Source organism: Hydrogenothermus marinus, from assembly GCF_003688665.1.
Lineage (GTDB): Bacteria > Aquificota > Aquificia > Aquificales > Hydrogenothermaceae > Hydrogenothermus > Hydrogenothermus marinus.
The window spans coordinates 349,739-361,263 of sequence record NZ_REFO01000010.1 but is presented as its reverse complement, the minus strand read 5'-3'; the positions used below and the strand labels follow the sequence as shown (position 1 = coordinate 361,263).

The following is an 11,525-nucleotide window of genomic DNA, read 5'->3' as shown; positions in this document are numbered from 1 at the left end:
CTCCTTATCCAGATACCATTTGTTTGTATTCAGGCCCCTCTTCTCCAAGAACGATTTTTGTTCCTTCTAATTTAAATGGCGGGATATATAAAGGCTTTGGAGGAGGACCAAATATATTTATACCACAAGCATTATACTTTCCACCATGACAAGGACAATGCCATATATTATTTTCTGGCTCCCAGTTCGGAATACATCCAAGATGAGTACATATTCCAATAACAACTGTGTATTCACCTGAAGAGGTTTTTATTGTTCTTTTTGTACAGTCTTCTTTCATTTCTGGCGTTCTATGAAGTATAAAAACTGGTTTTTTTCTCCATTCTATAACTTTTACTTCTCCCGGTTTTACGGTAGCCAAATCAAATTCAACAATTCCAGCTGCTTTAACTTCAGGAAGTGGCTCCCATGTTTTATACATTGCATATAAAGTAGCTCCTGCTCCAACAGCAGCCCATCCTCCTATTGCATATAAAAGAAAATCCCTTCTGGAAACCTTTTTTTCACTCATAATTGCTCTCCGAAAGATTTTTATAACAAATATAATTAGTATCAAAGATATACTTAAGCTATATTTTATACTAATTTTATACTAAATTGTAAATTGAAAGTTAAACCATAAATTCATACTTAAACTTATTAACTTTGATAGTAGTAGGATAAACAGATATTTTTAAAAGTTCCAATATCCTTTTTAAAGTTTAAAACTGGAAATATGAAGAAAAAACTTACGTTTTTTATCTTAAAGATCTATAAAGACCAAATTATAATATGCTTGAAATTTATTTTTCTTTTATAAAAAACTCTTTTTCAGCAATAATATTTCCTCTTTCATCTTTTACTATTACTTTCCATTTTCCAGTCCAGATAGGAAGTATCCTTTTTGAACTCCAAGTTCTAAATATGTAATAAGTGATAGGAAGTTTAACTGATGCCATTAATCTATTATTGTAATACCATTCATGAATTACAAATGTTGGTATTTGATAAGCTTTAATCTTTGTCCAGCAATAAATCTTTTTAATATCTTTTGGAAATTCATCATATATATTAATAGGTTCTCTATTTTCTATTTTAGTAGCAAATTTTATTTCTAATACCTCTGCTAATATTTTCTTTTCTTCAGCGAAGGATATATTTAAACTAAATAATATAGCTAATAAAAAAGCAGTTAATCTTAAAACCATAAAATACTCCTTATAAAATTGATATAATTATATTTTAACAAATGTTGGAGGAAATAAATGCCTGAAGAGATTATAGAAAGTAGAAAAGAGTTAGTTGAAAATATGAAAAAAGAAGGGAAAAATCCATATCCTTATAAGTATGAAATAACAACAACCTTAGATAAAATAAGAGAAAGATATGAAAAATCTGTTCCAAAAGATAAAGTATTTAAAATAAAAGGAAGAATAAAAAGAGTTTCAAAAAGAGAAGATAAATACTTAATAAGACTTGCAGATTTAAATGAGCCTATAGAAATTCAAGTTTCTATACCTCAATCTGTAGGTAAATTTGCCCCAAAACAAGAAGTAGCTTTTGAAGGAAAATTAGAAAGAATAGATGGGAAATTAACTTTAATTGCAGATAAAGCTATTCCTGTAGAAGAAGCTGAAGATGTTATTGCTATAAAAAATCAGTTTGACCTTGATCCAAATAGGGAAAAAGTTTCTGTTGCAGGAAGATTAATAGCATTAAGAGATCAAGGAAAAGCAGCTTTTGGACATATCCAAGATGCAGATGGAAAACTTCAGGTTTACTTTAATAAAGATAACTTAGGTGAAGAAAAATATAAAGAAATAATGGATATTTTAGATATTGGAGATATTATTGGTGTAAAAGGTGAACTTTTTAGAACAATGACAGGAGAGCTTACTGTTGAAGTTAAAGAAGCAACTCTTTTAGCAAAATCTTTAAGAGCTTTGCCTGAAAAATGGCATGGATTAAAAGATGTAGAACAAAGATATAGACATAGATATTTAGATTTAATTGCAAATAAAAAAGCACGAGAGATATTTAAAATAAGATCAAAAGCAATAAAAAGTTTAAGAGAGTATCTTGATAGTAAAGGATTTATGGAAGTTGAAACTCCTATTCTACAATCAGTAGCATCAGGAGCAATGGCAAAACCATTTATTACTCATCATAATGCCCTTGATATGGATCTATTTTTAAGAATTGCTCCAGAGTTATATCTTAAAATGCTTGTTGTTGGTGGATTTAATAGAGTTTATGAAATAGGTAGAAATTTCAGAAATGAAGGTATAGATACAACTCACAATCCAGAATTTACAATGGTTGAGTTTTATGGAGCTTATCTTGATTATAATGATTTAATGGAGATGACAGAAGAATTGATTAGAAAAATATTACTTGATACAGTTGGAACATTGAAAATTACCTGGGAAGGACAAGAACTTGATTTTGAAAAGCCATTTAGAAGATTAAGATTTTTTGATGCTTTAAAAGAAAAAACAGGTAAAGATAAAGAATTTTTCTTAGATGAAGATAAAGCAAGAGAATTTGCTAAAGAATTAAATATTCCAAAAGCAGAAAGTTTAACCCATTCTAAACTTCTTGATAAACTTTTTGAACATTTTATAGAAGAAGATTTAATACAACCAACATTTGTAATAGATTTTCCAAAAGTTTTATCGCCACTTGCGAAAACCCATAGAGAAGATGAAGATTTAGTAGAAAGATTTGAGCTTATAGTAAATAAAAAAGAGATAGCAAATGCATATACAGAGCTTAACGATCCAGAAGAGCAAAGAAAAAGATTTTTACAACAATTAAAAGAGAAAGCAGAAGGTGATGAAGAAGCTATGGAAGTAGATGAAAACTTTCTTATGGCTCTTGAATATGGACTACCGCCAACAGGTGGGGAAGGTATTGGAATAGATAGACTTGTAATGATGCTTGTAGATACGCCTTCTATAAGAGAAGTTATACTTTTCCCAACTTTAAGACCAGAAAAAGATTAAGAGGTATAAGTTTTGAAAAACAGATTTGTAGGAGCTTTACTTGGAGCGGCAATTGGAGATTCTATGGGAATGTGTGTAGAAGAACTTCCTATAGATGAAGTAATACTTCATTATGGTAATAAAATTTCTGATCTTGAAAAACCTCATCCATCTTCTCCTGCTTCATTTTTAAGAGAAGGAGAAACTTCAAGTGAGTTTGAGATTGTAAAAATGATAGCTACTTCATTAGTTGAAAAAGGCAGGCTTGATATAAGAGATATTATAGAAAGATATATAAAATGGGAAGAAAAGGAAGAGATTCATAATTATGCAGATCCACATTTTTTAGTAGCTATTGAAGCCTTAAAAGAAGGAAAAGATATATCAAAAGGTGGTTTTTCAATAGAAGGAGCTTTACCTGCAATCCCTATAGGTATGTATCATTATACAAATCCTGCTCTTGCAGTAGAAGGTACAAAAGCAGTTGTTATGCTTACCCATAGACATGAAATAGTTTTAGATGTTGCCTCTGCCATGGCAGTTTCTATAGGAGAAATTTTAGAAGGAAAGTTCTATCTTGAAGATGAATATCATTATTTTTTAGAGCTTTTAAAGACTTTTGTTTCTCAAAGAGATACTATTAAATATTTAGAAAAAGTAGAAAATCTCTTAAAAGAAGATGCATCTTATGAAGAAGCTATTAATGAACTTGGGAATGGTTCTTTTGCCCTGGAAGCTTTTTCTCAAGCTTTATTTATATTTTTAAAAACTCCTTCTCAAACAGAAACAGTAATAATTAATGCAGCAAACTCTTATGGTAATTATGGAGGAGACACAGATTCAATAGCTTTAATAGCAGGTGCTTTTGCAGGAGCTTATAATGGTGAAGAAAGTATACCTGAAAAATGGAAAAAATCTTTAAAAGAATATAAAAAGATTGTAGAACTTGGGAAAAAACTATATCACGTAGCACCTCATAATTAATTAGCTATTGGTTTAAATTTTTCTATAAAGATATAATAGCTTGGGAAAGGATAAAATCTAGGATATATAAGATATATTTTCATTTTGTATTTTATATTAGGTTTTATAAAAATAAAATTATTATCATGAATTCCTAAAATATGATAAAAAGGTCCTGATCTACTCATTTTTTTAGTATATAAAAGTATATTTTCTTTATAAGGTTGTTCTATCCAACCTATTACTTCTTTCTTTTTAGGACATTTATAATTTTTTATTTTCATATTTTTATACTTAATTAGGTCTGCTTTTAATTTATCCAGTTTATATTTAATATCTTTCTTACTTAAAGCTCCTTGAGATAAATTTTTTTCAGGCATTTTTAACCATTCTTGGAATCTTTCTATCTCTAAATTTATTGCTTTAATAGTAGCTTGGAGGCATTCTTTATTTATATCTTCTGAATTCTTTATTTGATTATTTTTATGAATACAACTAGATATGCTTAAAAAAGTAATAAAAATAAAACCTATAACAAAAATTTTAATAACATTTTGCTTATAATCCATTATACTAATAATAAGGTTTTAAAAAAGAAAAATAAAGTTTTTAATTTTATTGGAGGAAATTATGAAAATAGCTGAGTTTCATAGAATGTGTCCTAACTGTAAAGGCATAATCTCTGATGAAAGGTTGAAATTAGGACTTCCTTGTGAAAAATGTTTACCAAATGAAATAGATTATACTGAAAAAAAAGATATATGTGATGCTCTTAATGGAAAATTAAAAGAGTTTAAACATATATGCTGGTTAGAAGAATTCACAGAGGATTTTACAAAATTTTTCAAAGAAAAAACAGGTTTTACTCCTTGGACTCTTCAAATAATGTGGGCAAAAAGGGTTGCTTTAAAAAAATCATTTACAATGATTGCTCCAACAGGTGTAGGAAAAACTACTTGGGGTTTAATTACATCTGCATATATAAAAGGTAAAGTATATATATTAGTTCCAACAAAACTACTTGTAATGCAAACTGTAGAAAAACTTTCTAAAATTACAGATAAAAAGATTATTGCATATACAGGAAAAAAACAAGAAAAAGAAGAAATACAAGCTGGAAATTTTGATATTTTAATTACAACTACAAATTTTCTTTATAAAAATTTTGATAATATTCCTAAACCTTTTGATTTTGTATTTGTTGACGATGTAGATTCTCTTTTAAAAAGTGCAAGGAATGTTGATAAGGTTATAAAACTTCTTGGTTTTACAGATAAAGATATAGAAATAGCTTTAAAGCTTTTAGATTTAAAATCTAAGGTTGCAAAGCTTGGAGAAAAAGCTAATGAGAAGTTGTTTGAAACAATAAAAAAACTTGAAACAATTCTTGAAAAAAGAAGAAAAGAGATAAACAATGTTCTTGTTGTTTCTTCTGCAACATCTCAACCTAAATCAAAAAGAGTAAAACTTTTTAGAGAGATTTTAGGTTTTGAAGTTGGGAAATCAGGAGCATCTCTTAGAAATGTAGAAGATATTCTTATATATACAGATAAAGATTATTTAGAAGAGTCTGTAAAATTTATAAAAAAATATGGAAATGGCGTTTTTGTTTTTATATCTGAAGATTTAGGTAAAGATTATGTAAATGTTGTTGTTGATTATTTAAATAAAAAAGGAATTTCTACTCTATCTTATGAAAATTTTACACCAGAAAATCAAGAAAAGTTTATTGAAGGTAAAATTCAGGCGGTAGTTGGAATAGCAAGCTATAGAAATCCTCTTGCAAGAGGGATTGATCTTCCTCAAGCAGTTAGATATGCTATCTTTTTAGGAATTCCAAAAATGGAATTTAGTGCTAATCTTTCTTTATCTCCTATAAAGCTTTTTGGAATGCTCCTTGTTTTAAGAGGGCTTATAGAAGATAAAACTAAGGTAATGTCTTATCTTACTTATTTAAAAAAATATTTAACATTAAAAGAGGAACTTGTTGATAAATATCCAAAAATAAAAGAAAAACTTGAAGAAATAAAAAACTTTATTGAAATACATTTAAGCAATCCTGAATTTTTAGAAAAAATTAAAAATTCTGAAGATATTTCTTTAAAAGAAAAAGATGGAGAGCTTTTGGTAGTTATAGGAGATGCTACTGGATATATTCAAGCATCAGGAAGAACATCAAGGATGTTTGCAGGTGGACTTACAAAAGGTGTAAGTCTTATGTTTGTTGATGATTTAAAAGCTTTAAACTCTCTTAAAAAAAGACTTTCTTTCTTCCTTGAAGATATTAGTTTTAAAGTTTTAGATTATGATAAAGGAAAAGAACTATCAGAAAGATTAGGTTTTGAGTTAATAAAAGAAGAAGACCTAAATAAAATATTTGAAGTAGTAGATAAGGATAGAGAAAGAGTAAAAGAGATTTTAGAAGGAAAAATAAAATCAGAAACTAAAAATCTGGTAAGAACTGCTCTTGTAGTTGTAGAATCTCCAAATAAAGCAAGAACAATAGCTAACTTCTTTGGAAAACCTATAAGAAGAAAAGTTTTAGATATAGATGCTTATGAAATAAATATTGGTAATAAACTTCTTTTACTAACTGCATCAAAAGGCCATGTTTTTGATATTACAACACGAGATGGAATATGGGGAGTTAAAGAAGAAAATCATTACTATATTCCAGTATATGACACTATAAAATACTGCAGTAAATGTAATGAACAAACAACAGAACCATTTTGCACAAAATGTAAAGGAAAACCAGATATTGATAAGATAACAATAGTTGAAGCATTAAGACAGCTTGGGCTTGAAATAGATGAAATTTATATAGCAAGTGATCCTGATACAGAAGGAGAAAAAATTGGTTGGGATGTTGGAACAGTACTAAAACCTTATCAAAATAAAATGAAAAGAATGGAATTTCATGAAGTTACAAAATGGGCCTTTATGGAAGCTTTAGAAAATCCAAGAAATATAGATGAAAATCTTGTAAAGGCTCAGATTGTTAGAAGAGTAGCTGATAGATGGGTAGGTTTTTCACTTAGTCAACATTTATGGAAAGTTTTTAAGAAAAACTGGCTTTCTGCAGGAAGAGTTCAAACACCAGTACTTGGCTGGATTATAGATAGATATAAACAAGGAAAAGAAAAAAAAGGAGTAATAAATGTAGAAACTAAAGCTGGTAAATTTAGATTTGAGTTTGAAGATTTAAAAGAGTTTAATAAAGTAATTCCTGAGAAAATAGAGATTAAGCTAAAGGAAAAATCTATAATAGAAAAAAATCCACTTCCACCTTTTAATACTGGAGAGCTTTTAAGAGAATCCTCAAATAGATTAGGACTTTCAGCAGATGAAACTATGAATATTGCACAAGACCTTTTTGAAAGTGGATTTATTACATACCATAGAACAGATTCAACAAGAGTTTCCACAGCAGGAATGGGTATTGCAAAAGAGTATATATCAGAAAAATTTGGAGCAGATTTTGTCAAATTAAGACCATGGGGTGAAGGTGGAGCCCATGAATGTATAAGACCTACAAGAGCGTTAGATACAGAAGAACTACAATCCTTAATAATGGTTTCTGGTTCAACTTCGAAAATAACAAAAAATCATTTTAAAGTTTATGACTTAATATTTAGAAGATTTATAGCATCTCAGATGATACCTGTAGAAGTTGAGAAAATCAGCATCATTGTAAAACTTTTTCCTATTGGAAAAGAGATAGAAGAAGAAAGATTAACAAAAATCATAAAAAATGGATGGAATTTAATTGAGTATTTAAAATTAGAACCTTTACCAATAGACTTGGATGAAGGAAAAGCTTATTCTTTTGATGTTATTTCATATACAAAAAGAGAAATTCCTAAGGTATATCCATATACTCAAGGAGAACTTGTTGAAGAAATGAGAAATAGAAAGATAGGAAGACCTTCAACATATGCAAAAATAGTTCAAACTATTCTTGATAGAAGATATGCAGTAGAAAAAGGTAGATTCTTATATCCAACAAAACTTGGAATAGAAATTTACGAATATCTTTCTAAACATTTTCCAGAATATACTTCAGAAGAATTTACAAGAGAGCTTGAAGCTATAATGGATAAAGTTGAAACAGCAGAAGCTAATTACCAAGAAATTATAGATAGCCTTAAACCTATTTTAAAAGTAAGTAAGAAAAAATTATAAAAAAGTAGAAAATAGTTATCTTCATAAAGATAGCTTTTGTTGAGGATTAGGAGATATGATTGCTTGGACTATCATATCTTCTAATGCTTCAAATCCATGAGGTTGCTGAGGTTTATAATATATTGATTGTCCAGTATTAAGAATTTCAAAATTTTCTTCATTATCTATAAAAAACTTTCCTTTTCCTACCAAGACTGTTGTCAATACATGTGATTTTGATGCATGAAGATTTACTTTTTGCCCTGTCTTTAAATAAAAATGAACCAATCTAAACTCATTTACAGATATAATCAGTTCTGTTAAAACCTTTTCATCTGAAAATTTAGTTATATCTGGTTTTATAATCATCTTTATCTCCTAATTTTAAGATTTAATACTAATTAATCTTAAAATATATTTATGCAAATAGAATGATATTCCTCACAATAAAATTAAATAGCTTTTAAAAACTTAGTTAAAAGCTCTTTTTCTCCTACTTTTTCAAATATTACTTTTGCTTTTGGCGGTTTTAATTCTTTTACAACACCTTTGCCAAAAACTTCATGCTTTACAAGAGAACCTACTCTAATTCCTGTATTTGTAGAAGTGGCTGATAAAGAATTATCTGTTTTCTTCTTCGGTTTACTTGATAAAACTTTAAGATATTCTTTTATATCTTTTATAAATCTTGAAGGTTTTGTTTCATTAAAGCTATTTCCAAAACTACTTCTATATTTTGCAAGTGTTAGGTAAACATGCTCTTTTGCTCTTGTGATAGCAACATAAAAAAGCCTTCTCTCTTCTTCCATCTGTTCTACATCTTCAAAAGCTCTTCCACTTGGAAATATTCCATCTTCAACACCTGCTATAAATACAACTGGATATTCTAAACCTTTAGATGCATGAACTGTCATTACTTTTACAGAGTTTGAATCTTCTATATTGTCTTGGGCTTGTTCTAAAGAAGTTTCCTCTAAAAATTCTTGTAATGTTTTTCCTCTTTTTTCTATTTCTTCAAATGCAGTAAAAAGTTCTTGTACGTTTGCTATTCTATCTTCATAATCTTTTGGATACTTAGATATAAGATATTCTTCGTAATCTATACTGTCATAAAGATATTTGGCAGTTTCTGCCGGCTTTTCATTTCCATATTTTTTTATAAAATCAATAACTTCAAAAAAGGTTTGCAAATTATATTTAACTTTTTTAGATAATGTTTCATAGCTATCTTTTAAAGCTTGATACCAATCTTCTACATAAGATTTTTGTATTTTATTTAGTGTAGATTTCCCTATTCCTCTTGATGGAAGATTTATTATTCTTTTAAATGCTTGAGTATCTTTTGGATTAAATGCAAATCTTAAATATGCAAGAATATCTTTAATTTCTGCTCTTTCATAGAATTTTAAACCTGCTATAATCTGATAAGGGATAGACATTCTTACAAATGCTTCTTCTATATTTCTTGATAAAAAAGACATTCTCATTAAAACTGCTATATCTGAATATTTATATCCTTGTTTTATAAGTTCTTTTATCTGATAAGCAATAAATGCTGCTTCTTGTTTATCTGATTCAAGTTTTACAAGTTTTAAGTCTTCTCCTTTATTTTTATCTGTCCAAAGTTTTAATACTTTTTCTTTCCATCTTCCTTTTGAATGAGATATTACTTTATTTGCTGCTTCTAATATTTTTTGAGTTGAGCGATAATTTCTTTCAAGTTTTATAATTTTTGTATTTGGAAAGTCTTCTTCAAAAGAAAGTATATTTTCCGGATGAGCTCCTCTCCAAGTATAAATACACTGCTGAGGATCTCCAACTACTGTAATACAATCTCTATTTCCAACAAGAAGTTTTAAGATCTGATGCTGAATTTTATTTGTATCTTGATACTCATCTACAAGTATATAATCAAATTTATTTTGCCATTTTTGTTTAATATCTTCATTTTCTGTAAAAAGTTTAACTACATTTAAAAGTAAATCATCAAAATCCATAGCATTTGAAAATATTAAACCTTCTTGATATTTTTGATATATTGCTTTTATATGTGGAAGTTGCATTGCATAAAAATCAAGAACTGATTCATCTAAATTCTGTTTTATTTGAGAAATTATATTTTTTACTCTATCTGGTTTGTATAAATCTTTATCTAAGTTTGATTCTTCAACAATATCTTTTATAAGTTTTTTGCTATCTTCTTCATCATATATTACAAAATCTTTTCCATATCCTATATTTTCTGCTTCATATCTTAATATTTTTGCTGATAAACTATGAAATGTTGTTATCCATTGAGGCTCTTCCTCAAGATTTAAAGCATTTACAACTCTTTCTTTCATCTCTTTTGCTGCTTTATTTGTAAAGGTAATGGCAAGAATTCTATTAACAGGTATTCCAAGTTCTTTATTTAAAAACATTATTTTATGGGTTATTACTCTTGTTTTTCCTGAACCTGCTCCTGCGAGCACAAGTAAAGGTGATGAAAAATATAAAACTGCTTCTTTTTGAGATTCGTTTAATCCTTCTAATATATCACTCATTATTTTATTTACTCCTTAATATTTTCTATTAATTCTTCACTCAAAGTTCCTTTGCATATTTCTTGAACTTCTCCAGTCATTTTAATATTAAAATCCTTATCTAAGGATATTTTTAATTCTCCGCCTTCCATTTTTATTGTAATATCTGAATCTGTTAATCCTTTTTTATATAAAACAGATGCTACTGCTGAAGATGAGCTTCCTGATGCTAAAGTATATCCTGCTCCTCTTTCCCATATTTTTATCTCTGCAGTATTTTTATCTATAACCTTTACAAACTGAACATTTGTTCTATTTGGAAATATTGGATTATTCTCTATCTTTGGTCCATATTTTTTTACTTGTTTTTCATCAAACATTTCAGGTACATTATCTACTAATATTACACAATGAGGATTACCTACTGAAACACAGTTTATTTTAAACTCTTTATCTTCTACTTTTAAAGGGTAATCTATGCATTCTTTATCATTTATATTCACAGGGATTTTATCTGTATCAAATACTGCTTTTCCCATATCAATAGTTATTATTTTTGCTTTTCCTTTTTCTTCTTTTTCTATTTTTGCTTTTACTATTCCACCTTTTGTTTCTACTGAAAACTCTTTACTCCCTTTTGTAAAGCCATAATCATATAAAAATTTACAAAATATACGAAGTCCATTACCACTTTTTTCTGCTTCTGAACCATCTGGATTAAATATTCTAAGTCCAAAATCTGCTTTTTCAGAAGGAACTTTTAGTAGAATTCCATCACTTCCTATTCCAAAATGTACATTACATAATGTTTGTATTGCTTTTTTTGTCAATTCAAAATCTATATTTTCTTTATCTAAAACTATATATTCATTACCAAGTCCATGGGATTTTACAAAAAAATTTTTTTCCATCT

At 28.0% G+C, this 11,525-nt stretch carries 9 protein-coding genes; 3 read left to right on the top strand and 6 right to left on the bottom strand.

Going from position 1 to position 11,525, the window contains the following annotated elements; translation table 11 throughout:
- Positions 1-4 precede the first annotated feature (4 nt).
- A complete protein-coding gene (locus tag CLV39_RS02235) occupies positions 5-511 on the bottom strand; it encodes a Rieske 2Fe-2S domain-containing protein (protein ID WP_121922593.1) in 507 nt (168 codons plus the stop codon).
- 271 nt (positions 512-782) lie between these two features.
- On the bottom strand, positions 783-1,187 hold the full coding sequence (locus CLV39_RS02230; RefSeq protein ID WP_121922592.1) for a DUF2914 domain-containing protein: 405 nt from the start codon (positions 1,185-1,187) through the stop codon (positions 783-785).
- 57 nt (positions 1,188-1,244) lie between these two features.
- Here CLV39_RS02230 and lysS point away from each other — a divergent pair, with 57 nt between their 5' ends.
- Together lysS and CLV39_RS02220 are read left to right on the top strand one after the other, a co-directional pair.
- Positions 1,245-2,984, top strand: coding sequence for a lysine--tRNA ligase (lysS, locus tag CLV39_RS02225; protein ID WP_121922591.1), 1,740 nt, complete (start codon positions 1,245-1,247; stop codon positions 2,982-2,984).
- Between the two features lie 12 nt (positions 2,985-2,996).
- On the top strand, positions 2,997-3,947 hold the full coding sequence (locus CLV39_RS02220; protein ID WP_121922590.1) for an ADP-ribosylglycohydrolase family protein: 951 nt from the start codon (positions 2,997-2,999) through the stop codon (positions 3,945-3,947).
- Here the strand turns inward: CLV39_RS02220 and CLV39_RS02215 are convergent.
- Entirely contained in the window at positions 3,944-4,495 is a 552-nt protein-coding gene (locus CLV39_RS02215; RefSeq protein ID WP_121922589.1) for a hypothetical protein, read from the bottom strand. The two genes, CLV39_RS02220 and CLV39_RS02215, sit on opposite strands and share 4 nt — an antisense overlap.
- 61 nt (positions 4,496-4,556) lie before the next feature.
- Between CLV39_RS02215 and rgy the strand changes: the two genes are divergently transcribed.
- Complete coding sequence (gene rgy / locus CLV39_RS02210) at positions 4,557-8,111, top strand: reverse gyrase (protein ID WP_121922588.1); 3,555 nt, start codon at positions 4,557-4,559, stop codon at positions 8,109-8,111.
- Between the two features lie 21 nt (positions 8,112-8,132).
- Here the strand turns inward: rgy and CLV39_RS02205 are convergent, their stop codons facing one another.
- From CLV39_RS02205 to dapF, 3 genes are all read right to left on the bottom strand, one after another.
- Positions 8,133-8,459, bottom strand: a complete 327-nt coding sequence (locus CLV39_RS02205) for a cupin domain-containing protein (RefSeq protein WP_245960283.1) — start codon at positions 8,457-8,459, stop codon at positions 8,133-8,135.
- A gap of 83 nt (positions 8,460-8,542) precedes the next feature.
- Positions 8,543-10,633: an ATP-dependent helicase gene (locus CLV39_RS02200; protein ID WP_121922586.1), complete on the bottom strand. Its 2,091-nt coding sequence runs from the start codon at positions 10,631-10,633 to the stop codon at positions 8,543-8,545.
- A gap of 8 nt (positions 10,634-10,641) precedes the next feature.
- Positions 10,642-11,523: a diaminopimelate epimerase gene (gene dapF, locus CLV39_RS02195; protein ID WP_121922585.1), complete on the bottom strand. Its 882-nt coding sequence runs from the start codon at positions 11,521-11,523 to the stop codon at positions 10,642-10,644.
- Positions 11,524-11,525: the final 2 nt, after the last annotated feature.